22 protein-coding genes and 1 pseudogene are annotated in these 24,343 nt (G+C 72.2%); 13 read left to right on the forward strand and 10 right to left on the reverse strand.

Features of this window, described 5'->3' with window-relative positions; genetic code table 11:
* The 4 genes and pseudogenes from ASD48_RS45195 to ASD48_RS16830 form a co-directional block, all read left to right on the forward strand.
* Window positions 1–386, forward strand: a 386-nt coding sequence (locus ASD48_RS45195) for a glycoside hydrolase family 48 protein (RefSeq protein ID WP_282438193.1), incomplete at both ends; no start/stop codon positions are given.
* Window position 387: 1 nt separating this feature from the next.
* Window positions 388–1,733 (forward strand): annotated as a pseudogene (locus tag ASD48_RS45200) (glycoside hydrolase family 48 protein); the annotation flags it as partial.
* Window positions 1,734–1,947: 214 nt separating this feature from the next.
* Window positions 1,948–4,620 carry a cellulose binding domain-containing protein gene (locus ASD48_RS16825; RefSeq protein WP_057602468.1) on the forward strand — a complete coding sequence of 891 codons (2,673 nt, stop codon included), beginning with the start codon at window positions 1,948–1,950 and terminating at the stop codon, window positions 4,618–4,620.
* Window positions 4,621–4,731: 111 nt separating this feature from the next.
* Window positions 4,732–5,079 carry a hypothetical protein gene (locus ASD48_RS16830; protein ID WP_057602469.1) on the forward strand — a complete coding sequence of 116 codons (348 nt, stop codon included), beginning with the start codon at window positions 4,732–4,734 and terminating at the stop codon, window positions 5,077–5,079.
* Window positions 5,080–5,139: 60 nt separating this feature from the next.
* Here ASD48_RS16830 and ASD48_RS16835 read toward each other — a convergent pair whose 3' ends face one another.
* Both ASD48_RS16835 and ASD48_RS16840 read right to left on the reverse strand, forming a co-directional pair.
* Window positions 5,140–7,071, reverse strand: a complete 1,932-nt coding sequence (locus tag ASD48_RS16835; protein WP_079073804.1) for a rhamnogalacturonan lyase — start codon at window positions 7,069–7,071, stop codon at window positions 5,140–5,142.
* Window positions 7,072–7,110: 39 nt separating this feature from the next.
* Window positions 7,111–8,079 (reverse strand): YafY family protein, encoded by a 969-nt coding sequence (locus ASD48_RS16840; RefSeq protein WP_057602470.1) that lies wholly within the window; start codon window positions 8,077–8,079, stop codon window positions 7,111–7,113.
* A gap of 40 nt (window positions 8,080–8,119) precedes the next feature.
* Here ASD48_RS16840 and ASD48_RS16845 point away from each other — a divergent pair, with 40 nt between their 5' ends.
* Both ASD48_RS16845 and ASD48_RS16850 read left to right on the forward strand, forming a co-directional pair.
* Entirely contained in the window at window positions 8,120–8,704 is a 585-nt protein-coding gene (locus ASD48_RS16845; RefSeq protein ID WP_242432621.1) for a hypothetical protein, read from the forward strand.
* Complete coding sequence (locus ASD48_RS16850) at window positions 8,701–9,225, forward strand: hypothetical protein (protein ID WP_057602471.1); 525 nt, start codon at window positions 8,701–8,703, stop codon at window positions 9,223–9,225. The genes ASD48_RS16845 and ASD48_RS16850 overlap by 4 nt, the downstream gene beginning before the upstream one ends.
* Here the strand turns inward: ASD48_RS16850 and ASD48_RS16855 are convergent.
* The 3 genes from ASD48_RS16855 to ASD48_RS16865 form a co-directional block, all read right to left on the reverse strand.
* Window positions 9,173–9,937, reverse strand: a complete 765-nt coding sequence (locus tag ASD48_RS16855; protein WP_057602472.1) for a class I SAM-dependent methyltransferase — start codon at window positions 9,935–9,937, stop codon at window positions 9,173–9,175. The two genes, ASD48_RS16850 and ASD48_RS16855, sit on opposite strands and share 53 nt — an antisense overlap.
* A gap of 145 nt (window positions 9,938–10,082) precedes the next feature.
* The gene (locus ASD48_RS16860) at window positions 10,083–10,388 is read right to left on the reverse strand and encodes a 4a-hydroxytetrahydrobiopterin dehydratase (RefSeq protein ID WP_057602473.1); all 306 of its coding nucleotides are present in this window, start codon (window positions 10,386–10,388) and stop codon (window positions 10,083–10,085) included.
* An 87-nt stretch (window positions 10,389–10,475) separates the two neighbouring features.
* Window positions 10,476–11,546: an ADP-ribosylglycohydrolase family protein gene (locus tag ASD48_RS16865; protein WP_057602474.1), complete on the reverse strand. Its 1,071-nt coding sequence runs from the start codon at window positions 11,544–11,546 to the stop codon at window positions 10,476–10,478.
* A 29-nt stretch (window positions 11,547–11,575) separates the two neighbouring features.
* On the opposite strand from ASD48_RS16865, the gene ASD48_RS16870 reads away from it, so the two are divergent.
* From ASD48_RS16870 to ASD48_RS16890, 5 genes are all read left to right on the forward strand, one after another.
* Entirely contained in the window at window positions 11,576–12,424 is an 849-nt protein-coding gene (locus tag ASD48_RS16870) for a helix-turn-helix transcriptional regulator (protein ID WP_057602475.1), read from the forward strand.
* A 109-nt stretch (window positions 12,425–12,533) separates the two neighbouring features.
* Window positions 12,534–13,397: a helix-turn-helix transcriptional regulator gene (locus ASD48_RS16875; RefSeq protein ID WP_057602476.1), complete on the forward strand. Its 864-nt coding sequence runs from the start codon at window positions 12,534–12,536 to the stop codon at window positions 13,395–13,397.
* 153 nt (window positions 13,398–13,550) lie between these two features.
* Entirely contained in the window at window positions 13,551–14,372 is an 822-nt protein-coding gene (locus ASD48_RS16880) for an SAM-dependent methyltransferase (protein WP_057602477.1), read from the forward strand.
* 142 nt (window positions 14,373–14,514) lie between these two features.
* A complete protein-coding gene (locus tag ASD48_RS16885) occupies window positions 14,515–16,284 on the forward strand; it encodes a right-handed parallel beta-helix repeat-containing protein (RefSeq protein WP_057602478.1) in 1,770 nt (589 codons plus the stop codon).
* Window positions 16,281–16,688 (forward strand): hypothetical protein, encoded by a 408-nt coding sequence (locus ASD48_RS16890; RefSeq protein WP_057602479.1) that lies wholly within the window; start codon window positions 16,281–16,283, stop codon window positions 16,686–16,688. The genes ASD48_RS16885 and ASD48_RS16890 overlap by 4 nt, the downstream gene beginning before the upstream one ends.
* An 89-nt stretch (window positions 16,689–16,777) precedes the next feature.
* Here the strand turns inward: ASD48_RS16890 and ASD48_RS16895 are convergent, their stop codons facing one another.
* The 5 genes from ASD48_RS16895 to ASD48_RS16915 form a co-directional block, all read right to left on the reverse strand.
* Complete coding sequence (locus ASD48_RS16895) at window positions 16,778–17,203, reverse strand: OsmC family peroxiredoxin (protein WP_020125610.1); 426 nt, start codon at window positions 17,201–17,203, stop codon at window positions 16,778–16,780.
* A 77-nt stretch (window positions 17,204–17,280) separates the two neighbouring features.
* Window positions 17,281–19,077, reverse strand: coding sequence for a hypothetical protein (locus ASD48_RS16900; RefSeq protein ID WP_057602480.1), 1,797 nt, complete (start codon window positions 19,075–19,077; stop codon window positions 17,281–17,283).
* Window positions 19,074–20,135, reverse strand: coding sequence for a MoxR family ATPase (locus tag ASD48_RS16905; protein WP_057602481.1), 1,062 nt, complete (start codon window positions 20,133–20,135; stop codon window positions 19,074–19,076). Before ASD48_RS16905 ends, ASD48_RS16900 begins: the two co-directional genes overlap by 4 nt.
* A gap of 107 nt (window positions 20,136–20,242) precedes the next feature.
* Window positions 20,243–22,354: a phage holin family protein gene (locus ASD48_RS16910; protein ID WP_057602482.1), complete on the reverse strand. Its 2,112-nt coding sequence runs from the start codon at window positions 22,352–22,354 to the stop codon at window positions 20,243–20,245.
* 81 nt (window positions 22,355–22,435) lie between these two features.
* Window positions 22,436–22,837 (reverse strand): hypothetical protein, encoded by a 402-nt coding sequence (locus ASD48_RS16915; RefSeq protein WP_057602483.1) that lies wholly within the window; start codon window positions 22,835–22,837, stop codon window positions 22,436–22,438.
* A gap of 83 nt (window positions 22,838–22,920) precedes the next feature.
* On the opposite strand from ASD48_RS16915, the gene ASD48_RS16920 reads away from it, so the two are divergent.
* Window positions 22,921–23,694, forward strand: a complete 774-nt coding sequence (locus ASD48_RS16920) for an MBL fold metallo-hydrolase (protein ID WP_057602484.1) — start codon at window positions 22,921–22,923, stop codon at window positions 23,692–23,694.
* Entirely contained in the window at window positions 23,691–24,320 is a 630-nt protein-coding gene (locus ASD48_RS16925) for a VTT domain-containing protein (protein WP_057602485.1), read from the forward strand. The genes ASD48_RS16920 and ASD48_RS16925 overlap by 4 nt, the downstream gene beginning before the upstream one ends.
* Window positions 24,321–24,343: the final 23 nt, after the last annotated feature.

Below are 24,343 nucleotides of genomic sequence, written 5' to 3' on the forward strand. Positions count from 1 at the left end.
GCCTGGGACATCATGGAGAAGTACATGATCCCCACCCACGCCGACCAGCCGACCAACTCGTTCTACAACGCCTCCAAGCCGGCGACGTACGCACCCGAGCTGGACACTCCGAACGAGTACCCGGCGAAGCTGGACACGGGTGTGTCCGTGGGATCGGATCCGATAGCCGGTGAACTGAAGACCGCATACGGTACGGACGACGTCTACGGTATGCACTGGCTCCAGGACGTCGACAACGTCTACGGCTACGGCAACGCGCCCGGCAAGTGCGAGGCCGGCCCGACCGACACCGGCCCGTCGTACATCAACACCTTCCAGCGCGGCTCGCAGGAGTCGGTGTGGGAGACGGTGCCGCAGCCGACCTGCGACGCCTTCAAGTACGGCGGNACCGGCCCGTCGTACATCAACACCTTCCAGCGCGGCTCGCAGGAGTCGGTGTGGGAGACGGTGCCGCAGCCGACCTGCGACGCCTTCAAGTACGGCGGCACGAACGGGTATCTGGACCTGTTCACCGGCGACGCCTCCTACGCCAAGCAGTGGAAGTTCACCAACGCCCCGGACGCCGACGCGCGGGCCGTGCAGGCCGCGTACTGGGCGGACGTCTGGGCCGAGGCGCAGGGCAAGGGCAGTGATGTCTCCGCGACCGTCGGCAAGGCCGCGAAGATGGGCGACTACCTGCGCTACTCGATGTACGACAAGTACTTCAAGAAGATCGGCAACTGCGTCGGACCGACCGCCTGCGCGGCCGGCACCGGCAAGGACGCCTCGCACTACCTGATGTCCTGGTACTACGCCTGGGGCGGCGCCACGGACACCAGCGCCGGCTGGGCCTGGCGCATCGGGTCCAGTCACACCCACGGCGGCTACCAGAACCCGCTGGCCGCCTACGCGCTCAGCAGTTACGCCGATCTGAAGCCCAAGTCGGCGACGGGCCAGGCGGACTGGGCGAAGTCGCTGTCCCGGCAGCTGGAGTTCTACCGCTGGCTGCAGTCCAGCGAAGGCGCGATCGCGGGCGGGGCGACGAACAGCTGGGCGGGCCGCTACGCGACTCCCCCGACCGGTACGTCGACCTTCTACGGCATGTACTACGACCACAGGCGTGGTCCATGGAGCGGGTCGCCGAGTACTACCAGCAGACGGGGAACGCGAGCGCCAAGGCGGTCCTCGACAAGTGGGTCGACTGGGCGCTGTCCAAGACCACGATCAACCCGGACGGCAGCTTCCTGATCCCCTCCACGCTCCAGTGGTCGGGCCAGCCCGACACCTGGAACGCCTCAAGTCCCGGCGCCAACACGGGACTTCACGTCACCGTCGCCGACTACACCAACGACGTCGGCGTGGCCGCCGCCTACGCCAAGACCCTGACGTACTACGCCGCCAAGTCCGGTGACACGGAGGCGAAGACGACGGCGAAGGCCCTCCTGGACGGTATGTGGGCCAACAACCAGGACGCTCTCGGCATCGCGGTGCCGGAGACCCGCGCCGACTACAACCGCTTCGACGACGGCGTGTACGTCCCGAGCACCTTCAGCGGCAAGATGCCGAACGGCGACGCGATCAACTCCTCCTCGACCTTCGCCTCGCTGCGGTCCTTCTACAAGAACGACCCGGCCTGGTCGAAGATCCAGAGCTACCTCGCGGGCGGAGCCGCGCCCGTGTTCACGTACCACCGCTTCTGGGCCCAGGCGGACATCGCCCTGGCCATGGGCTCGTACGCGGAGCTTCTCGAATAGTCACGCGGCTCCCCGCCCCCTGGCCGCCCCTTCGGGGCCCGGGGGCGCGGGGTGGCACCGGCCGACGACGCGGGCGCTCGAGGTTTCGCGTACGTGGCCCCGTCACCGGACGGCGGGGCCCAGGCCGGGCGGCCCCCTCCGCACAGGGGGCCGCCCGGCAGTCGCACGTCCCGTATCCCCCGCACACATGGTTTCGCGAGGAAGGACCCCCACCGTGCGAAGAACCGGCATCCTCATGGCCCTGTCGGCGCTCGCCGCCGGCCTGATCGCGGGCAGTCCGCCCGTACTGGCAGCGGACGGCAGCTCGCGTACGACGCTGGCCGCAGAGTCGTACACCTGGAAGAACGCCCGGATCGACGGCGGCGGCTTCGTGCCGGGCATCGTCTTCAACCGCAAGGAGAAGAACCTCGCCTACGCCCGTACCGACATCGGCGGCGCGTACCGCTGGCAGGAGTCGAGCAAGACCTGGACGCCGCTGCTGGACTCGGTCGGCTGGGCGGACTGGGGGCACACGGGCGTGGTGAGCCTGGCCTCCGACTCCGTCGACCCGAACAAGGTGTACGCGGCGGTCGGCACGTACACCAACAGCTGGGATCCCGGCAACGGGGCCGTGCTGCGCTCCGCCGACCGGGGCGCGAGCTGGCAGAAGACGGATCTGCCCTACAAGCTGGGCGGCAACATGCCCGGCCGCGGCATGGGTGAGCGCCTGGCGGTCGACCCGAACCGCAACAGCGTGCTGTATCTGGGCGCGCCGAGCGGCAAGGGCCTGTGGCGGTCGACGGACTCGGGGGTCACCTGGTCGCAGGTGACGAACTTCCCCAACGTCGGCAACTACCAGCAGGATCCGACCGACACCAGCGGGTACGCCTCCGACAACCAGGGCATCGTCTGGGTCACCTTCGACGAGTCCACGGGGTCGTCCGGCACCGCGACGAAGACGATCTACGTCGGCGTGGCGGACAAGGACAACGCGGTGTACCGGTCGACGGACGCGGGCGCGACCTGGACACGGCTGGCCGGGCAGCCGACGGGCTACCTGGCGCACAAGGGCGTACTGGATACCGTCAACGGATATCTGTACATCGCATACAGCGACAAGGGAGGACCGTACGACGGCGGCAAGGGCCGGCTGTGGAGGTACGCGACGGCGACCGGGACCTGGACGGACATCAGCCCGGTGGCGGAGGCCGACACGTACTACGGCTTCAGCGGACTGACGATCGACCGGCAGAAGCCCGGCACCGTCATGGCCACCGCCTACAGTTCCTGGTGGCCGGACACCCAGATCTTCCGCTCGACGGACAGCGGTGGCACCTGGACGAAGGCGTGGGACTACACGTCGTATCCCAACCGCGCGAACCGGTACACGATGGATGTCGCGTCGTCGCCCTGGCTGACCTGGGGCGCCAACCCGTCACCGCCGGAACAGTCGCCCAAACTCGGCTGGATGACCGAGGCGCTGGAGATCGACCCGTTCAACTCCAGCCGCATGATGTACGGCACGGGCGCGACGGTGTACGGCACGGAGAACCTGGCCAACTGGGACAGCGGGGGCCAGTTCACCATCAAGCCGATGGTGCAGGGGCTGGAGGAGACGGCGGTCCTGGACATCGCCTCGCCGCCGTCCGGCGCTCCGCTGCTCAGCGCGCTGGGCGACATCGGCGGCTTCCGCCACACGGACCTGACGAAGGTGCCGTCGATGATGTACACCTCCCCGAACTTCACGTCGACGACGAGCCTGGACTACGCCGAGACGAACCCGAACACCGTGGTGCGGGTCGGCAACCTGGACTCGGGTCCGCATGTGGCGTTCTCGACGGACAACGGCGCCAACTGGTTCGCGGGGACGGACCCTTCGGGGGTCAGCGGGGGCGGGACGGTCGCCGCGGCGGCGGACGGCAGCCGCTTCGTCTGGAGCCCGGCGGGCGCCGGTGTGCAGTACACCGCCGGTTTCGGCACCTCGTGGCAGGCGTCGAGCGGGATCCCGGCCGACGCGATCGTCGAGTCCGACCGGGTCGACCCCAAGACCTTCTACGGCTTCAAGTCGGGCAAGTTCTACGTGAGTTCGGACGGCGGGGCTACCTTCACCGGGTCCGCGGCGACCGGCCTGCCCAGTGGGGACAGCGTGCGATTCAAGGCGCTGCCGGGCGCGAAGGGCGATGTCTGGCTGGCGGGCGGGGCGAGCGACGGGGCGTACGGGCTGTGGCATTCCACGGACTCCGGCGCGACCTTCACCAAGCTGTCCGGCGTCGAGCAGGCCGACACGATCGGGTTCGGCAAGGCGGCGACGGGCGCCTCGTACCAGACCCTCTACACGAGCGCGAAGATAGCCGGAGTGCGTGGCATCTTCCGCTCGACGGACAGGGGCGTGACCTGGACCCGTGTCAACGACGATGCCCACCAGTGGGGTTGGACGGGCGCGGCGATCACGGGTGACCCGCGGGTGTACGGACGCGTCTACGTCTCGACGAACGGCCGGGGTGTCCTCTACGGCGACACCTCCGACACCGGCGGCGGGGGTACGGATCCCACGGACCCGACGGACCCCACCGACCCGCCGCCGACCGGCGCCTGCGCGGTGACGTACACCATCACCAACCAGTGGTCGGGGGGCTTCCAGGCGGACGTCAGGCTCGCCAACACGGGCACGAGCGCCTGGTCCGGCTGGAACCTCAACTGGGCTTTCCCGAACGGCCAGACCGTCTCGCAGCTGTGGAACGCCGACTACACGCAGTCGGGTTCGGCGGTGACGGCGAGGAACGTCGGCTGGAACGCCAACGTGGCGGCCGGTTCGTCCGTGAGCTTCGGCTTCACGGGCAGCTGGTCGGGGTCGAACACGAAACCGGCGGCGTTCAAGCTGGGTGAACAGAGCTGCACGGTGAGCTGACCGGTACCGGCCAACCGGATGATCTCGTTCAGCCCACGCCCCGGGTTCTCGCTCATACGATCGATCCGGCCTCCAGGCCGGAGGCAGAAGAGCTGGGAGGGAACCATGGGAGTGTCCAGACGAGCCCTACTGGGTTATTCGAGTTCGGCGGCGGCCGGCGCGGTCCTCGCGTCCGCCGGCCCGGCCCAGGCCGAGGCCGAGGAGGGCGCGGTCGCGGAGCAGGCGGCCGGGTCGACGACGGAATGGCCGTGGGGCGCGGGCATCGAGTTCAGCGGTGTCACCCCGCCGGGCCCGGAGGAGGGGAGCCTTCGGGTGACCTTCAGCCTCACCGCGTTCTCCTCGCCGACGGCGCAGGCCGTCAACGAACGTGACATCGCCGACGCCATCAACGAGCTGCTCATTTCTCGTGGCTGGCCCTCCATCCCGTTCTACGGGGCGTTGACCACACCTCTGAACTGACCAAGCGACACAAGGGGCGAGGCCCCGTCCGATCCCGGGCGGGGCCTCGTCACGCAGCCGTCAGGGGTTGTACACCGTCGGCCTGGGCGCCGTCGCCATGCCGCTGCCCAGGAAGAAGCTCGGGTGCGGGGGCTGGTTGTAGGCCGTGTTCTGCCAGGCGAGCCCGGTGCGGTACATCGTGTCGTGGAGCAGGGTCGTGATGCGCGTCGTCGTCTCGTACGGCGTCGAGTAGATGCGCAGGGCCGTGTTGTCGCTGGTCGGCCAGACGACCTCCTCGCGCCAGTCGCCGAGGATGTCGCCGGACAGCGACGGGGTCGCCTTGGTGCTGTTGTTGGAGTGGACGCCCGAGCCGGTCAGCAGGCGGGTGTCCGAGGACGTGCCGTACTTGTCGATGTGGGTGCCGTCGAGGAGTTCGCGGACGGGGTCGGCGTCCCACCAGGACAGGAAGTTGACGGAGGACGGCTCCCGGCCCTTGGTCGCGCCCGCCTCGTCGCGGATCGAGGTGTCGGAGGCCGACCAGACCTCGGCACCGTCGTTGCCCGCCCAGATGTCACCGGCCACTCCGCGGCCGTTGTCGCAGCAGGCGGCCAGCTTCCAGTTGACGGTGCCGTTCGCCGGGTCGATGTACAGCTCGGCGGGCTGGCCGGTCGACTCCGAGACCTTGAAGTACTCGAGGCCGGCGTGCGAGGGGTCGAGGTCGCCGAGGTGCTGGGCGTCGCCGTGTCCCGTCTTCGTGGTCCACAGGCCGTTTCCGTTGTCGTCGACGGCCATCGCGCCGTAGACGATCTCGTCCTTGCCGTCACCGTCGACGTCCCCGACGGAGAGGCTGTGCGAGCCCTGGCCGTCGTACCCCTTGCCGGTGTTGGTGGAGGAACTGGTGTCGAAGGTCCAGCGCCGGGTGAAGGCGCCGTTGCGCCAGTCCCAGGCGGCGATCACGGTACGCGTGTAGTAACCGCGTGCCATGATCAGCGAGGGACGGGAACCGTCCAGGTAAGCGGTTCCCGCGAGGAAGCGGTCGACGCGGTTGCCGTACGAGTCGCCCCAGGACGAGACCGTGCCGCGGGCCGGGACGTAGTCGACGGAACTCATCGCCTTGCCCGTCTGTCCGTTGAACATGGTCAGGTACTCGGGGCCGGACAGCACATAGCCGCCGGAGTTGCGGTGGTCGGCGGAGGAACTGCCGATCACCGCGCCCGTGCCGTCCACCGTCGCGTCGGCGGTCTTCATGGCGATCTCGGCCTTGCCGTCACCGTCGTAGTCGTACACCTGGAACTGTGTGTAGTGGGCGCCGGAGCGGATGTTGCGGCCCAGGTCGACGCGCCACAGGCGGGTGCCGTCGAGCTTGACGCCGTCGACGATCGTGTTGCCGGTGTAGCCCGACTGGGAGTTGTCCTTCGCGTTGGTCGGCTGCCACTTCAGGACGATGTCCAGGGCCCCGTCGCCGTCGAGGTCGCCGACGGAGGCGTCGTTGGCCTCGTAGGTGTAGGCGACGCCGTCGGGAGTCGTGCCGCCGGCCGGCGGGGTGATGGGGACGTCCTTGTAGCCGGTGCGGAACTGGATCGCGTGGACGGAGTCGGCCTGTTCGACGCCGTTCACGACGGCACGGACCGTGTAGTCGGCCTGGGACGGGGCGCCGGAGTGGAAGTAGTTCGTGGAGCCGGTGACCGGGGACGCGTTGACCTTGGTGCCGGCCCGGTAGACGTTGAAGGAGACGCTGTCGGGGTCGGTGCCGAGCCAGCGCCAGCTGACCAGGTTGCCGCTGTCGGTGTGCACGCTGACGACGCCCCGGTCGAGGGCCTCCACCTGGCGGGCCGTGGCGGCCTCGGCGGTGCCGGCGCCGAGTGCGGTCAGTCCGGCGCCGACCAGGGCCGTGACGGCGGCCAGCGCGGATAGGACGACCCTTCGTCTGCGGTGCCCGCGCGAAGGGGGCTCCGCGTGCGGAAGGGGCTCGGGGTGCGGCCGGGGATGCGGGTGCGGATGCGGGTGCTGCACGAGACGTACCTCCCGGGAGGGACGGACGGGTTCCGTCTCTCAGTCGCCGCCACCCGCAGGCGAGTTGCCGTACACCGCGGCCAGTTCTGTCACCGTCCGGGCGATCCGCCCGCGCAGCTCCGGCGGCTGGAGCACCTCGATGCCCGCGCCCAGACGCAGGAACGCGGCGTGGGCGTGCTCGACGGACTCGATCGGGACCCTGGCCACCGTCCAGCCGTCCGCCCCGGCGGGGCCGTCCAGTCGCACCGCACGGGCGAGGGTCACTCCCGGGGCCAGTCGCACCACCGCCTCCGCCCCGTCGCTGTACAACCGCTCGTGGAAGCCCCGCTGGTACGCCGTCCAGTGGGCGGCCAGGTCGAAGTCGTCCGGCCGGGTGAACACCTCGTCGGAGGAGGTGAGTTCGAGGATCTGGTCGACACGGAAGGTGCGTGGTCCCGGGCCGGCGACGACGTACCAGCGTCCCGCCTTCAGGACCAGGCCGTAGGGCTCGAGCCGGCGTTCGACGTCGGTGGGCTCACGCCAGCGACGGTAGACGGTGTGCAGGATCCTGTTGTTCCACACCGCGTCGGCGACCGCCGCCAGATACGGCGTCTCGTCCGCTTCCGTGTCCGTGTACCAGCCGGGAGCGTCCAGATGGAAGCGGCCGCTGATCCGGTCCGCGTGCGCCCGCAGCTCCGGCGGCAGCGCGGCCCGGACCTTCAGCTGCGCGGCGGCCAGGACCGGACCGAGGCCCAGCTGCGCGGCGGGACCGGGGACGCCCGCCAGGAAGAGCGCCTCCGCCTCGTCGGCGGTCAGTCCGGTCAGACGAGTGCGGTAACCGTCGAGCAGGCGGTAGCCGCCGGCATGACCGGCGTCGCCGTACAGCGGGACACCCGCCGCGCCCAGCGCCTCCACGTCCCGGTAGACGGTACGCACCGACACCTCCAGCTCCTCCGCGAGCTGGGCGGCGGTCATCCGGCCCCGGGTCTGGAGGAGCAGCAGGATCGACACGAGTCGGCTGGACTTCACTGACACATGGTGTCAGTGAAGCGGGCCTAGCGTCCTGCCCATGACCTCTGTTTCCGATGTTTCCGACGCTTCCCACGATCTCCGCCCCCTCGTCCCCTCCCCCGCTCCCTCTCCCGTCCCCTCCCCATCCCCCGCACTCCCCTTCGCGGAGAAACTGCTCACGGTGCCCCCGCCGATCGAGGTGGCGGGGCGGTGGATCAAGCGCTACCACGTCACCTCCGACCCGGCGGGCATCGCGCCCGAGGTGGAGAGAGCGGCGTACGCGATCCTTCCCGAGCTGCTGCCGGCGCCGGACGGGACGCCACCCGCCGGGTTCGTCGTACTGCACCGGGGCGGCGACAACGGCGCCTATCTCAACGTCTACAGCTGGGTGTGGGACAACGTCCTGCACTTCCGGGGCGCGGCCGCGGGCCAGCCGGTGCTCGGTTGCCCGGACGACGACCCGAGCCACTTCGTCGCGACCGACCGGCCCTGGATCGGCTGCGTCTGGGAGCTGCCGCCGATCCTGCACGAACGGGACGCGTGGGTACGGCACCTGCTCATCCCCCGCGCGCCCGAAGTCCCCGATCTCGACGCCTACTTGACCGATTCCCTGCCCGAGGGAACGACGGGGGACCGCTCATGAGCAGCCCGCACGACTTCGACTTCCTGCACGGCGCGTGGGAGGTCCGGCACCGCCGGCGCACCGACTTCCTCGACCCCGGAAGCGACTGGGAGGAGTTCCCGTCCACGGCGCACTGCCGACCGCTGTTCGACGGGGCCGCGAACATCGACGAGATCGACATGCCGCACCTCGGCGCGAAGGGACTGACCCTGAGGCTCTACGACCGGGAGAGCGGCCAGTGGTCGCTGAACTGGTCGTCCAGCCGGAGCGGCAGGCTGTTCCCGCCGATGACCGGCGGCTTCGGCGACGCCGACGGACCCCGCGGCGGCCGTCGCGACCGCGGTGAGTTCTACGGCGACGACACGCACGAGGGCAAGGACGTGCGGGCCCGGTTCGTCTGGTCCGGGGTGTGCGAGACCTCCGCCCGCTGGGAGCAGGCCTTCTCGCTGGACGGCGGGGAGACCTGGCTGACCAACTGGATCATGGACTTCACCCGTCCGGAAGCGAACCGGGAACCGGTTTCCGAAACGCCCTCAGCGTGAACGCGGGGTCCGGGCGGGGCCGGTCCTGGTCGGGCAGCGCCGCGAGGCGGGCGGCGAACCCGTCGGCCAGGGGGTGACCGGGCGGCAGGGTGACGAACCAGCCGCGGCGCAGATCCGCGATGGCCCGGCGTGGGCTGCGGCCCTGCCCCCGCCCGGGGAAACGGGCCTGCCCGGCCGGGACCAGGCCGGCTTCGCCGGCGTACGACGCCACCAGCGCCGCGGTGTCGGAGGCCGGGCGTTGCGGGCGCGAGGACAGCACGACATCGATGTCGCTGCCCACGTTGTGGGAGGCCCCCTTGTCGACGGTGGTGACGTACACCCCGCCGGGCCGCAGCACCCGGGCGCACTCGGCGACGATCCGCCGCGCGTCCGTGGCGTCCTCGACGAGATGCAGCAGCCACACGCTGCTGACGGCGTCGAACTCCCCGTCCCGGAAGGGGAGTCGGCGGCCGTCGGCGAGGACGACCGCTCCGGGCAACCGGGCGGCGGCATGACCGACCATGGCCGGCGCCCGGTCCAGACCCGTCACCCGCAGGCCGGGGCGCCCGGCCGCGAGGCGCCGGGTGACGATGCCCGTGCCGCAGGCCACGTCCAGCAGGCTGCGCGCCCGGGCGGGCACGAGACCGAGGACGCCTTCCGCGGCGGCCGCCGCCCTGGGTTCGCCGCCGCGCCAGGCGTCGTAGCGTTCGGCTTCCTCGTCGTAGTCCAGCACCGCGCCCCCCGTTCCGTGCCACCGTCCAACCGACCACCGACCACCGACCACCGCAGCCCTGCTCGTACGGTCCCGCAGCGCCCGTCCCGCCCGCACCATCCCGTCCGTCGCACAGGTCAGCGCGGATCGGTGCGGTCCGCGCGGGTCAGCGTGCTCCGTGCGCGGGCGCCACGGCCTCCACCCGGCGGGCGAGTTCGAAGTCCAGGTCGGTGACGGCGCCGCCCGCGCTGTGGGTGTTCACGGCGAGGGACACCGTGTGGTAGCCGAGGGTGAGCTCGGAGTGGTGGTCGAGCTCGTCCTGGATCCGCGCGACCTGGACGACCAGGGCGGCCGCGGCGAAGTGGGAGCCGAGCCGGTAGGCGCGGGTGAGGCGGTCGCCGTCCAGGGACCAGCCGGGCAGCTCGGACAGCCGGTCCTCGATCTCCTTCTGCGACAGCGGTTCGACGGCCATGGCACGGCTCCCTTCCTGATGTCGCGTACCTGTCCAGCGTGCCACAGGACGGCCGTGACGGCCCTGGTCACCAGGACGCCTCTCGGCTCAGTCGCGCAGGCATTCCGCCGCCAGGTCGTCCGCCAGCGCGGCGATCACGGCCCGGCCCTCCACCTGCTCCAGCCACTCGTGCGGCAGTCCGCCGTCGCCGTGCCGCGCGCCCAGGATGTTGCCGCAGACCGACCCCGTGGAATCGCTGTCGCCGGAGTGGTTCACGGACAGGAGCAGGGCGTCCTCCACCCGGTGGGTGACCAGCGCCGCGTAGACGCCGATGGCGAGGGCCTCCTCGGCGACCCAGCCGGCGCCCAGCCGCTCCACCTTCTCGGCGCTCGGATCGCCCTCGGCGGCCAGGTCGAGGGCCTGGTTCAGGGCGGCCGAGGTCTCCTCGTGGCCGGGGTGGCGGCCGAGCAGCCGCAGGGCGCGCAGGGTGGCGCCCTCGACGGACTCCCCCCGCGTCAGGTACGCCACGATCGCGGCCAGCGCCCCGGCCGCGTAGTAGCCGGTGGGGTGGCCGTGGGTCGTCTGGGCGCAGCGGGCGGCCATGCCGAAGGCGTGGTCGGCGGAGGGGTGGGCGAGACCGAAGGGCGCCGAGCGCATCACGGTGCCGCAGCCCTTGGATCCGGGGTTGACCGGCCCGGGCGCGCCGCTCAGCTCGGCCCACGGGTCGGGGACGTGGCTCTGGGCGAGCCCGGACAGACAGGCGTTGCCCGGGGCGCGGCGGGCGTACAGCCAGCGTTCGGCGAGGAGGCCGCCCGTGACCCCGTCGGCCGGTGCCGGCCGCTGCTGGGTCTCGAGCCAGCGGCCGTACGCCTGGCGCACCAGCGCGGTCTCCGCCCCGCCGATCCCCTTGAGCCGGGACCTCCTGGCCGCCGTACGGAGGCCCTCGACGGTGAACAGGGTCATCTGGGTGTCGTCGCTGACGCGGCCGACCACACCCTCGCCGTCGGGCACGAGCCCGGTCAGGCCCCGGGGTCCATGGGCCGCGCGGATCCGGTCGAGGGAGGAGAACTCGACCGCGTAGCCGAGGGCGTCGCCGAGGGCCCCGCCGAGGAGGCAGCCCCGCACCCGGGCGCGGTACACCGCCGTCGACTCCAGGGAAGACTTCCGCCAGTCGTTCATCCAAGCGCTCCTCAACTACGGTCTTACGTATGACCATTGTCCCGCCCCTTACGAACGCCGCCTCCGACGCCCCGGCCGGCCGCGGCGTCGGCCCGCTGCTGCGGGGCTGGCGGGAGCGGCGGCGGATGAGTCAGCTGGAGCTGGCCCTGCGCGCCGACTCCTCGGCCCGGCACATCAGTTTCGTCGAGACGGGCCGGTCCCGGCCCAGCGAGGAGATGGTGCTGCGGCTCGCCGAGCACCTCGACGTACCCGTGCGTGAGCGCAACGCCCTGCTGTTGGCGGCCGGTTACGCCCCGCACTACCCGCAGACCCCGCTGGACGACCCCGCGCTGGACGCGCTGCGTGCGGGTCTGGAGCGGCTGCTGCAGGGCTACGAGCCGTATCCGGCGCTGGTGATGGACGCGCGGTACGACGTGGTGGCGGCCAACCGCGGGATCACGATGCTGCTGGAGGGCGTCCCGGAGTCGTTGCTCGCGCCCCCGCTCAACGCGATGCGTCTCACCCTCCACCCGCGGGGTCTCGCACCGCGCATCCGCAACCTGCGTGAGTGGCGCGGTCATCTGCTGGCGCAGATGGAGCGGCAGATCGCCCTGTACCGCTCGGCACCGCTGCGGGAGCTGTACGAGGAGGTCGCCGCGTACCCCGTGGCGGACGGCGGGCCAACGACGGCGGGCGGTCCGGTGGACGAACCGGCGGGTCCCGTGCAGCACTTCGCGCTGCCGATGCGGATCGAGCACGAGGGGCGGGTGCTCTCCTTCATCTCGTCCGTCGCCACCTTCAACACCCCCATGGACGTGACGGTCGCCGAGCTGGCCGTCGAGACGTTCCTCCCGGCGGATCCCGCCACGGTCAAGTACCTCCACGCACTCGTCGTCTGACGGCACCTCGGGCAGACATACAGTTGAATGTTCGACTCCGTTCCCGTGAGAGTGACGCCGGAACGTGGCACACTGGCCCGCGTGCCTCGAGGCGTAGGGGAGACGTGGGGTGAGTGAACGACGGCCCGCACCCACGGTGGGCCAGGTGGTACTGGGCAGGCGGCTCCAGGAGTTGCGTGAGGCGGCCGGCCTCGGCCGCGAGGAGGCGGCCCGCGCCCTGCGCGTGGCCCCGGCGACCGTGCGGCGCATGGAGACGGCCGACGTCGCCCTGAAGGTCCCCTATGTGCAGGTGCTGCTGGAGGCCTACGGTGTCGGCGAGGAGGAGGCCGAGGCCTTCGTCTCGCTGACCGAGGAGGCGAACCGGCCCGGCTGGTGGCAGCGCTACCACGACGTGCTGCCGGAGTGGTTCAGCCTGTACGTGAGCCTGGAGGGCGCGGCCCGGCTGATCCGTTCCTACGAGCCGCACTTCGTACCCGGGCTGCTGCAGACGGAAGGCTACGCGCGCGCCGTACTGGAGGCCGGGACCGTCGGACAGACGACCCCGGAGTCGATCGAACGCCATGTGTCGCTGCGCCTCGCCCGCCAGCGGCTGCTGGAGAGCGACGACCCGCCCCATCTGTGGGTGGTGATGGACGAGACGGTGCTGCGCCGTCCGGTGAGCGTGGACGCCGCCGTGATGTCCGAACAGCTCGACCGGCTGGTGGAGTTCGCGGAGCGCGACCGGGTCACCCTGCAGGTCTCCGAGTTCGCGTCCGGCCCGCATCCGGGGACCTCCGCGCCGTTCTCGCTGTTCCGTTTCGCCGAGCCCGAACTGCCCGACATGGTCGTCACCGAGTACCTGACCGGCGCGCTGTACCTCGACGATCGCAAGGAGGTCTCCGCGCACCTGGAGGTCCTCGACCACATGACGACCCACGCCGCGTCCGCGCACCACACCAAGAAGATCCTGCGGGACGCCCGCGAAAGCCTCTGAACGCGTCCCGTCGCCCCGGGCTGGTGCTGACGTCCGGCCTCTGACCCCTGATCGCTGACCCCTGCTCCCCTACCCCTCACCCACCCCTCACTCCCGACCCTGGCTCCTGACTTCCGACCCCTGGCTCCCCACTCTCCTGGAGGCGAGACCCGCATGACCGGATCCGAGGCCGAGCAGGCACCCGCCCGCATCGACACCAGCAGGCCGCACCCGGCCCGCGTCTACGACTGGTGGCTGGGCGGCAAGGACAACTACCCCGTCGACGAGGAGCTGGCCCGCCGGATCCTCGCGGTGGACGGCACGGTGCTGCGCGGGGCGCGGGCCAACCGACGGTTCATGCAGCGGGCCGTCCGCACGGCCGCCGAGGCCGGGATACGCCAGTTCCTGGACATCGGCACCGGCATCCCCACCGAGCCCAACCTGCATCAGGTGGCGCAGGGGGTCGCCCCGGAGTCCAAGGTCGTGTACGCGGACAACGACCCGATCGTGCTGCGGCACGCGGAGGCCCTGCTGCACGGTTCGGCGGAGGGCTCCACCCGCTACGCGCACGCCGACGTCCGCGACCTCGACACGCTGCTGCACCGGGCCGCCGAAACCCTGGACTTCACGCGGCCGGTCGCGCTGTCGCTGGTGGCGCTCACCCACTACCTGGGCGACGACCCGGCAGGCGACGACGTGCACGGCCTGCTGAAGAAGTACGTCGCCGCGCTCGCACCGGGCAGCTGGCTGATCCTCTCGCAGGTCACGCCCGACCTGAACCCTGTGGCCATCGAGAAGGCCGCCGAGAACTTCCGGCGCAGCGGAACGCCTTTCCACCCGCGTTCCCTGGCCGAGTTCACCCGCTTCTTCGAGGGCCTGGAACTGCTCGGACCGGGCGTGATCCCGGTCTCCGGCTGGCGCCCGGAGCCGGAGGACGTGGCGGTCCAGGCGGAGGGCATCGTGCCGGTGTACGCGGGGGTCGCCCGCAAGCCCTGAGCCGTTACCGGGGCGCGTTCCCGGCCCGGGGAGGTCGGGTGAAGGCCCCCGCCCGCACCCCCTGCGCCGCCGGCCCCTCCGGTAGCATCGGTGACCGGGAGTCGACGATTCGTCACGGGCGGGCGCTGCGGGGGACGCGGGCATGGTCAAGAGGTACGTGGTCGCGCCGCACGGGGGCCGCGGCTCCTACCCCGACATCGGGTCCGCGCTGCGCGCCGCGGCCGCGCGGGGCCGGGCCGCCCGGGTGGAGATCACTCCCGGCCACTACGAGGAACGGCTCTCCGTCCGGGGCGAGATCGAGCTGGCCGCGCTCGGTGAGGCCGGCTCCGTGGTGGTGGGCGTTCCGCGCGGAACCGTGCTCGATGTCTCGGGTTCGGTCGTGGTCCGGGGGCTGACGCTGGTCGGCCGGGACGCCGACGCCGGCGTCGTCGACTGCCACGCGGGAATTCTCACCCTGGACCGGGTGGCGATCCGTGCGCACGACGGGGTCTGTGCGCACGCCCGGCCGGGCACGTCCCTGACGCTGACGGACAGTGAGTTCCGCTACGGCCGGACCGTCTTCGCCGGCGCCGCCGGACACGTCGAGCGGTGCCGGTTCACCGACGCCGCCGACAACGCGGTCGCGGTGATCGAGAACGCCCGGGTGCTGGTCCGGGACAGCCGGTTCGACGGCAGCCGGATCCACGGGGTGCGCGTCAGCGACGCCCGGGCCCACCTCGTCGGGTGCGAGGTCACCGGCGCCGAGCAGGCGGCCGTCATGGCGGACACCCGGGCGGAGTTGACCGTCGAGGGGTGCACGGTCGTCGCCACGCACATGGCGGGTCTGGCCTTCATCGAGCAGTCCCGGGGCTCCGTCCGGGGCACCCGCGTCACCGACGCCGAGAACGGCGTCCTGGTGGCGAGCGGTGCCGACCCGACGGTCCGCGGCTGTGTGTTCGCCGACTGCCGCGACACCGGCATCCATGTCCAGGACTCGGGCCGTGGCACGTTCGAGGACTGCGAAATCACCGGTGCGGGAAACGTCGCGGTGCTGTCGACCCGGGGCGGGGCCCCGCGGGTGACCGGCTGCCGCGTCTCGGCCGGCAACGTCGGCATCGCCGTCACCGACAAGGCCAGAGGCCACTTCACCGACGTCGACGTGCACGACCTGACCGGCGTCGCGCTGCGGGTCTGGGACGAGAGCAAGGCCGTGTTCGCCCAAGTGCGCGTCGAGCGCTGCCCGTTCGGCCTGGAGACGCGGGGCAACGGCGGTACGACGGCCGAGCTCACCGACGTGAGGATCCGCGACTTCGACATGGCCGCCGTGGCCGCCGTCGGTCAGTCCCGGGTGACGCTGAGAAGGGTGTCGGCGGAGCGCGGGCTGCTGGGGTTCGGGGCCGGCGAGGAGGCGCAGCTGCACGTGCACGACAGCGAGGTCACCGCCGTGAGCACCGGTGGGGCCCTGGCGTTCGGCACGGCGCGGCTAGTCGCGCGGAACCTGACCGTCACCGGCGCGGAGTCGTACGGCCTGTGCGGCACGGGCTCGGCGTATCTGGACGTCGCCGACAGCCGTTTCGAGGACTGCGCGGCCACCGGACTGCTCTGTGACGACGCCTGCGGCGGCCGGTTCGCGGGCTGCGCCGTGACCGGGGCGACGGGGGTGGCCGTGCAGCACAACGGCCGCGTCAAACTGGTCGGACTCCGCACCTCGCTGCCGGTCAGGGAGATCACGGAGCCGCCCGCGCCGCCGACGATCGTGAACCACTACCACGGGCCGGTCTTCGTCGAGGCGGTCCACAGCGCCCAGTTGGCGTGGAACAACACCAACGTCATCCAGCAGCAGACCGGCTGGAGCAACCAGCACAACGAGAACAACCAGAGCGACCAGAGCGACCAGAGCCACGAGAGCGATCAGGACGGAGTCGGCCGATGAACGACCCGCAGCAGGTGCACCACTACGACGGTCCGGTGTTCAACGGGGGTGTGTCGAACTCCCAGTTCGCCTGGAACAACGAGACGGCCACCCAGAACCAACAGCTCAACAGCACGGTCGCCCCGGGACACGAGGCGCTCGCGACGCTGGTGACCGAGCTGCTGCGGCAGCTGCCCGCGGCCGGGCTCGGCGACCGCGAGCGCGAGGACGCCGAGAGCGCGGCCCAGGACGTCCTCGCCGAGATCAGCGGCCCGGACTCGCCCGAGCCGGGCCGGCTCCGCCGCTCGGTGACCATGCTCAAGGGGGCCCTGGCCCCCGTCGCGACCGGCCTCGCGGCCGGGACGGCGGTCGGGGCGCAGGAGTGGGCGCAGTCCGCGATCAGGGGGCTGACGGGACTCGTCTGAGCCGGCCGGGACCTGCCGGGCGAGGCCGGACGGCACGACGGGGCGCGGGGGCCTCGTACGGCTCCCGCGCCCCGGACCCGGGCGGCGGCTCAGGCGAGCTTGGCCGACAGGGTGATGGTCGTACCGGTGAGCGCCTGGCTGACCGGGCAGTTCTTCTTGGCGTCCTCGGCGGCGGCGGCGAACGCGTCGTCGTCGAGGCCGGGGACGGTGCCCTCCACGGTCAGGTGGATGCCGGTGATGCCCTCTCCCGGCTGGAAGGTGACGTCGGCGGACGTGACGAGCTTGGTGGGCGGGGTTCCGGCACCGGCCAGGCCGTGCGACAGCGCCATGGAGAAGCAGCTGGAGTGGGCGGCGGCGATCAGCTCCTCCGGGCTGGTCTTGCCGTTCGCCTGCTCGGCGCGCGAGGGCCACGACACCGGCTGCTGGCCGATGCCGGAGGAGTCGAAGGTCACGACCCCGTTGCCCTCGAGCAGGTTGCCTTCCCAGACCGTGTGTGCGGAGCGCGTGGTAGCCACGGTTCTTCCTTTCGCATGAGGTTGTGCAGGGGTTCCCGTTGCACGGGTGTCCGTGCCCCATCCGATCACACTCCGCGTCACCGCACCCGGAACACCGGCCCCCGCGCGGTGAACGGCAGTCGACTGCCCTGCGGGATCAGGTAGGCGTGCTCGCGCCGTACCCGCAGCACGTCGCACCAGCCGTCGGTGATGACGAGCAGCGGCGCGCCCGGCGGGAAGTCGTCGGCGCGCTGCAGCAGGTCGATGCCGGGCTGGAGGACCGTACCGCCGCGGCCGTGCACCCGGACCCGGCCGGCGATCTCGGTGACCGGGAGATAGCCCGCGTCGTGCGGGGCCGCGTCGCAGAACACGACCCGGGCGGCCGGGACGTCACGGGCCTCGGCGTACGAGGCGATGGCGCCGAGCGCCTTGCCGAGCAGGGTGCGGTCCATGGAGCCGGAGGTGTCCAGGACGACGCCGAAGGTGCAGCGGGCGATCTCCTCGGGCGGGAACCAGCGGCCGGCGCGCGGGATGTCGGGCGTGGAGGCCTGCCGCCGCGCGGGACGGGCGTAGGTCCGCACCGGCTCGGGGCGCGGCACGAACTCGTCGAACCAGCGGGCCAGTCGGGCGTCCCAGGGCAGCGGCGGGTGGCTGAGGGCACGGATCTCCTCCACCAACCCGCCGGGCAGGAAGCCGCGTTCCTGTCGCTGGTGCAGCTCGAGGCCCTGCGCCAGACCGCGCCGGTAGAAGCCGTCGAGGTCGACGTGGTCGCAGGGCGGGCCGAGCGGGGCGCCGAGGATGTCGCCGAGGCCCTTGCCGCGCAGGGTGGCCAGGCGTCGCATGCGGCGCAGGTCCACCGTGATGCGGTCGTAGACCTCCTCGGCGGACAGCCCCGTCAACTCCTCGTCGTACAGCAGCCCTTCGGGCATGGTGCCGACCTGCATCTCGCGCAGCCAGCCGTTGATGACGTAGTCGCAGGCGACGTTGAAGAGATAGGGGTCGCGGGTGCCGCAGCGGTCGCCGTGGCGCAGCGCGGCGTGCAGCATCTCGTGGGCGAGGACGAACCGCCACTCCTCGTCCTCGTAGCGGCGCAGCGGGTTGATGTAGATCTCCCCCGCCTCCGCGTTCACGGCGGCGATCGAGATGCCGTGCGCGCGGGCGAGTTCGGCGTCGGCGACGAGCTCGATGCCCGCCGCGAGCCCGCCCAGCAGCGGGTAGGACGAGACGAACCAGCTGAGCGCCCGCTCCCAGGGACGCAGAGGGGTCACCTCGCCGTGGAGGGACGCACGGCGGCCGCCCGCCATGTCCATCGCGGCGGACACGGTCCGGGTCAGGGCGGTGGCGAAGGCCAGCGGCCAGTCCGGCATCTGGCGTCCTGACCAGGTCCATCGCACGAGCACCTGGTCGGCGGCCGTCCCCGCGGTGCCGCAGTGCTCGTAGGCGGCCGGGAGTCCGGTCCGCCGCCAGCGGGCGGCCAGCTGCTCCTCGTCACCGCCCGGGTACGACAGCGGCAGCTCGTCGGGGGCCCGGCCGACCGGAAACGTCAGCAGAAAACGGTTGACGACCAGGCAGCGCGCGGCGAGGTCGTACCGGTCGGGCTGGGCGCGCTCGCCCGGGGACGCCGGGAGGTGTCCGAAGCCGAGGTGGAGGGCGGCGTGCGCGAGGGACCAGGACCAGGCCTCGGGGTCGGCGATCCGGGTGGGGTGGGCGTGCAGGGTGCCGTTGGAGTCGGCGCGGACGAGTCCGTCGCGGGGAGCCATGGTGCACTCCTCACGGCGGCAGGTGTCGAAGTCGACCGCGGCCAGCGCCGGGTTGCCGCGCAGCGCCAGCCGCCCGGCCTCGAACGCCTCCGCGGCGAGGTCCCGCTTCTTCTTGTCGCGGTCCTCCCGTTTCACCGGCGTGCCTCCACCAGGCGGGGCATGTCCCGGGCCGCCTCGACCAGGAACCAGGCGGGCAGCACCGGGTTGCCGTCGGCGTCCGAGGCGATGACGGTCTGGGCGACCTCGACGGATATCTCGGCGAGCTGCACGAGCAGGGACTTGGCGCGGTACGCGGTCTGCCGGCCCTTCGCCGACATGTGCTCCCGGACGGCGGGGAGTTCCTTGACGAGCCGGCCGCGGAACGAGTCGGCGAGGTAGTAGAGCAGGTCACGGTCCTCGACCCGGCGCGGCCAGGGGGCCTCGCCCTTGAGGATGGCCTCGATGCCGTACCGACTGCGCACGATCTTGACGTAGCCGCGGAAGGCGGTGGCGTGCGTGGGCGTCAGCGTGCCGTGCGCCAGCACCGTGAGGGTGTCCTCGTCGAGGTCGGGCCCGAAGGAGTGCAGCGCGTCGGAGAGCATGTGCCAGGAACGGGGGGTGGAAAACGGTTCCTCGGTTTTCGGCGGCTTGGACCACAGGTGGTCGGGCCGGTCGGTGAGGTGGTCGAGGATCCACGGGTGGATGTCGTTGTCCGCGGCCCACGTCAGCCAGTCCTTCGCGGACGCCTCGAGGTGGACATGGGTGAGGCGGTTGACGAGCGCGGACGCGATGGGCCGGGCGAGCGCGTTGTCCGTGGCCCGGTTTCCGGCGCCGATGACGATCGAGCCCGCGGGAAGCTCGTAGTTGCCGATCCGCCGGTCGAGGATGAGGGAGTAGAACGCCTTCTGGACATCGGGCGTCGCCGCGTTCAGCTCGTCCAGGAACAGACAGTACGGCTCGTCACGGGCGATGGCCTCCGGCGGGCAGAACACCGACCGCCCGTCCCGGATCTGGGGGACGCCGATCAGGTCCTCGGGCGCGAGCTGGGTACCGAGCAGGCTCACGCACTCCAGCCCCAGCGACTCGGCGAAGTCCCTGACCAGGGAGGACTTTCCGATACCGGGGGCGCCCCAGAGGAACACCGGCCGCACGGTGGCGAGACCGAGGAGCAGTTCGGGGATACGGGAGGGCGTGACGGTGACGGCAGCCTGCAAAGCGAAGGCTCCTCAAGGGATGCGGAAGGGGCGCGAGCGCGCGGGATCCGGACGACCGGACCGGTACGGACAGTGTGTGCGTACGGCTCCCCGGGCGCAGCCCAATTTCAGGCGGCGCTCTCCTCCGGTGCCGTCCGCAGCGGTACCTGGGGCCCGTTGGACTCGCGCAGCCAGCGGCGCAGGACGCGGTGCACATGCTCCGCGCCGGTCAGCTCCTCGCCGTCCCCGACGGGTGCGGACAGCGCGAGCGGGGACAGCAGGAACGGCCTGGCCTGGGCGCCGCCGAGGCCGCCGTGGGAGCCGATCTGTTCCTCGAAGGCGAGGACCTCGCCGTCGGCCGGGTCGTGGAAGGAGTTGACCATGATGTCGGCGGTGTGCGGGAAGGCGTGGGTGCGGCGCACGGCGTCGGCGGCTCCGGGCCCGAAGGCGGCCAGCGGGCCGGGCGTCCGGTCGAGTTGGTCCAGCGGTATCTCCGCCCCGTACGCGCCGAGGACGACCCCGCCGTGCTCCTCGCTGCGGACGAGGAGAAAGCCGATGCCGGGATGGTTGGCGAGGGTGGTCAGCAGCGCGGGGTGGCGGGCGTCGATCTCCTCCTTGCTCATCCGGTGCGGCACGTCCGGGAACGAGATCAGGCCGAGGTTGCCCGAGGCCAGCACGATCGGTTCCGAGCGGCGGCCGGTCGGGCGGTGGCGTTCGCCGCCCTCCTCGACGGGCCGGCGCAGCGCCGCGCGGACGGCCGCACGGGCCTCGGCGCCGCTGTGGGTGCGTTCGGCCTTGCGGGACACGGCCAGCCCGCAGCCGGCCCGCACCAGGTCGCCGAGGGTGAGGCCGTAGCGGGCACGAAACGTTTCGCCGGGGCTCTGGCCGTGGTCGGACAGGACGACGATCCGATAGGGGCGGGGGGCGTGCTCGGCGACGTTCTCGATGAGCGCGAGCGAGCGGTCGAGGCGGCCGAGGACCTGCTCGGTGTCCCGGCCGAGCGGCCCGGAGTGATGCGCGACCTCGTCGTACGCGACCAGGTCGGCGTAGACGGCGGTGCGGCCGGCGAGCATGTCGCCCATCACGGCGGCCACCACGACGTCACGTTCGACGACGGTCGCGAAGGCGCGGACGAGCGGGTAGAGGCCGCCGCGCCCGACGCGTGGGCGCTCCTTGCGCAGCCGGGCGCGGGTGGACTGGCCCGTCTCGCGGCCGACCTCGGCGACGAACGACAGCGCGGTGCGCACGGCGTTGGCCGGGTCGGAGAAGTAGGCGAAGTAGCCGGCCCGGGACCGCGTCTCCCGGCTGCGTCGGCGGGCGGCGATGGACAGCACGAGGGCCTGCTCGTCCGCGCCGCCGCCGAAGAGGTTGCCGCGGCTCGCGCCGTCGGCGGACAGCAGTCCGCCGTCACCGGTGCGCTCGACCGCGCGGCGCTGGAGCTCGGCGGCGCTGGTAGGACGGTTGCAGACCATCACCTCCCCGGTGTTCTTCTCGTACCAGCGGAAGGCGGGCACGTCGTGGTTGCTGCCGTGCAGGATGCCGAGCTGGCTGGCGCCGGTCTGGCTGGACCAGTCGGTGTGCCACCGGGTGAGCCGGTGGCTGGGGCGGGGCGCACTGCCCGCGCGGCCCTGCCCACGGCCCTCTCGCGGGGCGCTGCCCAGCCATCTGGCGACGGTCGGCATCAGCCCCTTGCGCACCGCGGCGGCCAGCACGTCGTGACCGACGCCGTCGAGCTGGAGGAAGACGGTGCCGTGCGTGGCGGGGCAGGCGGCGCCGTCCCGTCGGCGGCGGTCGGCGAGCCGGTACAGGCGGCGGCGGTAGGCGTCGTCGTCGCGTACGGCGAGGGCGCCGCCCGTCGCGGAGGCGACGGCGGACATCACGGCGGCGACGATCACGGCGGTCTCCGGGGCCGCCTCGCTCTGCCCGGAGGGGTTCAGGCGCAGGGCGAGCAGCAGCAGCGAGCCGTTGAGGAAGAACACCAGCAGGCCGAGGACCAGCGCCGGTACGAGCAGCAGCAGACGCACCAGCAGGGGCCAGGCCAGGGCCGACAGCACGCCGAACACCCCGGCGCCGACGGCGGCGGTCACGGCGATGGTGGTGGCGCTGTCGCCGTCGGCGGACTGGAGCCGGAAGTCGGGCAGGATCCCCGCGAGCACCAGCATCGTGAGCGTGGAGACGCCCCACACCGCGACGCTCCGCCCGGCCTGACTGACGGCCCGCCGCCACCGCACCCCACGCACGCCCCGTACACCTCACGTTCCGGCCCCGACGCCCGGGGGCCGCCCTCCACCCTGTCATATCGCGGTGACAGGCACCCGGCGCTACCGCCCGTCGTAGCCGGCCGTCGGCATCGACAGCCGCCGGTGCACCCGGGCCTTCATCTGCGCGTCGTAGGCGGGTTCGGCGCTGCCGACCGTCTCCACCCGCACACCGCGCCGCGCGCACTCCGCGGAGAACTCCTCCACGGACGACAGCGCGCTCTCCAGCACCCGGCGGCTGGGCGCGACGAACAGGTCGACGCCGGCCCGGATGCCGTCCCACAGCACGCAGTGGTCGGCGCGCAGCCCGCGGACCAGCAGTTCCCGGCTGACGACGTAGCCGCGCTCCGAGGCCCACCGCGCGCACATCGCGTGCTGGCTGCGGGAGTCCACCAGGAAGGGATCGGCGTCCAGTTCCTCGAGCGGCGTCAGACTCGCGATCGCCGTGACCCGCACCGGTCCCATGGCGTCCCCCTCACCTCCGGGTTTCGCCGCCGACCCTACTCCTGCCCGTAGGCTTCGGGGAGTCGCGCGAAGGAGGCAAAGAGGTGCCGGTGGAGATCACGTGGTGGGGGCACGCCACCTGCACGGTCGAGGATTCGCACGTGCGTGTCCTGACCGATCCCCTGTTCGCGCGCCGCCTCGCGCATCTGCGCCGCCGCCGGGGTGCGCTGCCCCCGCCCGGCGCCTGGCGCGCGGACGTGGCGCTCGTCTCCCACCTGCACGCCGATCATCTGCACGTGCCCTCGCTGGCGCGCCTTGCGCCGGGCACGCGCCTGCTGGTGCCCCGGGGCGCGCCGCGCGCCGTCCCCGGGCTGCGCCGCCTGCGGCATCTGCGGCTGAGCGAGATGGCGCCGGGGGACGAGACCACCGTCGGCGACGTGCGGATACGGGCCGTGCCCGCGCGCCACGACGGGCGGCGGCTGCCGGTCGGACGGCACCGCTCCCCCGCGCTCGGGTACGTGGTCGAGGGCGAGGCCCGGACGTACTTCGCCGGGGACACCGGGCTGTTCGACGACATGGCCGAGCAGGTCGGGCCGGTCGACGTGGCGCTGCTCCCGGTGGGCGGCTGGGGGCCGCACCTCGGCGAGGGGCATCTGGACGCGGGGCGCGCGGCCGAGGCACTGGTCCGGCTGGCGCCGCGCATCGCGGTACCGGTGCACTACGGCACCTACTGGCCGATCGGCATGGACGCCGTGCGCCCCCATGAATTCCATGCTCCCGGCGAGGAGTTCGTGCGGCTCGCGGCGCAACGCGCGCCGGGGGTCGTGGTGCACCGGCTCGGGCACGGCGAGAGCGTGCGGCCGGAGGTCTCCCGGTGAAGTGGTGGCTCGCCGCGACCGTCACGGTCGTGCCGACGGAGGCCACGCAGCAGGCCCTCGGCTATCCGTCGTTGTTCCTGCTGGTGCTGATCGGGGCGCTGGTGCCGGTGGTGCCGACGGGGGCGCTGGTGAGTACGGCGGCGGCGGTCGCCGTCCATCAGACGGTGCCGTTCGCGCTGCTGATGGTGTTCCTGACGGCGTCGCTCGCGGCGTTCTGCGGGGACGCGGCGCTGTACTGGCTGGGGCGGCGCGGGATGCGGTCGAAGAACGGCTCGCGCTGGCTGGAGGCGATCCGCTCGCGGGCTCCCGAGGAGCGGCTCGAGCAGGCGCAGGACAAGCTCGCCCACCACGGCACGGCCGTGCTGGTGCTGTCCCGACTGGTGCCGGCGGGGCGGATACCGGTGATGCTGGCCTGTCTGATGGCGGAGTGGCCGCTGCGCCGCTTCGCGCGGGGCAACCTCCCGGCCTGTCTGGCCTGGGCGGTGACCTACCAGCTGATCGGGATCCTCGGCGGCTCGTTGTTCCCCGAGCCCTGGGAGGGCGTGGTCGCGGCGGTCGCGCTGACCGTGGTGATCAGCGCGGCCCCGAGCCTGTGGCGCCGGGCCCGGGGCACCAGGGCCGCCTAGCCCGGGAACCCACCGGTCCGGCG

The organism is Streptomyces sp. Root1310, assembly GCF_001426425.1.
Taxonomy (GTDB): domain Bacteria; phylum Actinomycetota; class Actinomycetes; order Streptomycetales; family Streptomycetaceae; genus Streptomyces.

Excerpts from the sequence above, each read along its gene's own strand:
- ASD48_RS16885 (WP_057602478.1), top strand. The coding sequence starts at position 14,515 with ATGGTCAAGAGGTACGTGGTCGCGCCGCACGGGGGCCGCGGCTCCTAC.
- ASD48_RS16890 (WP_057602479.1), top strand. The coding sequence starts at position 16,281 with ATGAACGACCCGCAGCAGGTGCACCACTACGACGGTCCGGTGTTCAAC.
- ASD48_RS16850 (WP_057602471.1), top strand. The coding sequence starts at position 8,701 with ATGAGCAGCCCGCACGACTTCGACTTCCTGCACGGCGCGTGGGAGGTC.
- ASD48_RS16845 (WP_242432621.1), top strand. The coding sequence starts at position 8,120 with ATGACCTCTGTTTCCGATGTTTCCGACGCTTCCCACGATCTCCGCCCC.
- ASD48_RS16870 (WP_057602475.1), top strand. The coding sequence starts at position 11,576 with ATGACCATTGTCCCGCCCCTTACGAACGCCGCCTCCGACGCCCCGGCC.
- ASD48_RS16860 (WP_057602473.1), bottom strand. The coding sequence starts at position 10,388 with ATGGCCGTCGAACCGCTGTCGCAGAAGGAGATCGAGGACCGGCTGTCC.
- ASD48_RS16865 (WP_057602474.1), bottom strand. The coding sequence starts at position 11,546 with ATGAACGACTGGCGGAAGTCTTCCCTGGAGTCGACGGCGGTGTACCGC.
- ASD48_RS16880 (WP_057602477.1), top strand. The coding sequence starts at position 13,551 with ATGACCGGATCCGAGGCCGAGCAGGCACCCGCCCGCATCGACACCAGC.
- ASD48_RS16915 (WP_057602483.1), bottom strand. The coding sequence starts at position 22,837 with ATGGGACCGGTGCGGGTCACGGCGATCGCGAGTCTGACGCCGCTCGAG.